At 66.4% G+C, this 354-nt stretch carries 1 protein-coding gene; it reads right to left on the bottom strand.

Going from position 1 to position 354, the window contains the following annotated elements:
* A partial coding sequence (locus GYK42_RS28885) for a hypothetical protein (RefSeq protein ID WP_166450286.1) occupies nt 1–354 on the bottom strand: 354 nt, incomplete at both ends.

The raw sequence follows: 354 nt of genomic DNA, 5'->3' as shown, positions 1-354 counted from the left end.
CATTCGTCGATGTGCTGGGAAAGGCACCTGCCGGGATGCTGACGTTGCCGATGCCCGCCAGTGTGACCGTGCTGGCGGCATACGTGCTGCCGCTGCTGCGGCTGAGGAACGCGGCGCGCCCGCCGGAACCGCAGTCGGTGGTGGTGGCACTGGTGCGGTTGCCGTAGGCATCGTAGGCATAGCTGGTGGTGACGCAGGACAGCGTGCCCGGCTCGACGATTTCTTTCGTCAGCAGCCCTGTTGCCGGGTCATATTCGAAGGCGCTGGAACGGCTGTAGGCCAGCGGATTGGCCGGCGTCTGCGCCTGCGCCAGGGTGGTGCCAAAGGCGCACAGCGCGATCAGCCAGCAAGTCA

The organism is Janthinobacterium lividum, assembly GCF_011601275.1.
In the GTDB taxonomy this organism is placed as follows: Bacteria; Pseudomonadota; Gammaproteobacteria; order Burkholderiales; family Burkholderiaceae_D; genus Janthinobacterium; species Janthinobacterium lividum_E.
This window is presented reverse-complemented; position numbering and strand designations above follow the sequence as displayed.